The following is an 890-nucleotide window of genomic DNA, read 5'->3' on the forward strand; positions in this document are numbered from 1 at the left end:
GGACATACATTTAATGGCTGGTTTACCGCAAGTACTGGCGGAAGTAAAGTAACCTTCCCATATACAGTAGGAGCAGCTGATGTAACATTATATGCACAATACACAGCTAATAAATATGTACTAAGCTATGATGTTGCGACCAATGGCGCAACAAGCACAAAACCTGCTGATGAACAAGTAACATTTGATACATTAGCCACTAAACCAGCAGATGCAGTGAAAACCGGATATACATTCGTAGGTTGGTTCGATGCCGCAACTGGTGGTACACAATGGAACTTTGCGACCAGTAAAATGCCAGCGAATGCTGTGAAGCTATATGCGCAATTCACAATCAATAGTTATACCATGACATTTGATAATGATGGCGCGACAACTACTCAAACAGTTGTCTATGATACATTAGCAACTGAACCAACAGCACCAACAAAAACTGGATTTACCTTTGCGGGTTGGTTTGATGCCCAAACTGGTGGTACGAAGTGGAACTTCACGACCAACAAAATGCCAGCATCAAACAAAACATTGTACGCACAATACACAAGAAACAATTACACACTGACATTTAATGACCAAGGGACAACTACTACGCAAACAGTTGCTTTTGATGCATTAGTAGTAGAACCAGCAACAGTACCAACTAAATCTGGTTATACATTCAGTGGCTGGTTTGATGCCGCAACTGGTGGAACGAAGTGGAACTTCGCAACTAACAAGATGCCTGCATCAAACAAAACATTATACGCACAGTTTACCGCTGATGATCAAAACATTACTTTTGATGCTAATGGTGGAAGTGGCGCACCAGCAACATTGACGCAACCAACAGATTCATCAGTGAATCTTGATGCATTAACCAACCCAACAAGAGCCGGATATAGCTTTGTCGG

General features: G+C 41.8%; 1 protein-coding gene. It reads left to right on the forward strand.

The genetic code is table 11. The features are described from left to right. Positions 1-890 (forward strand): InlB B-repeat-containing protein (locus FEZ08_RS12115; protein ID WP_171015085.1); only part of this gene is annotated, 890 nt, incomplete at both ends.

The organism is Culicoidibacter larvae, assembly GCF_005771635.1.
Classification (GTDB): domain Bacteria; phylum Bacillota_I; class Bacilli_A; order Culicoidibacterales; family Culicoidibacteraceae; genus Culicoidibacter; species Culicoidibacter larvae.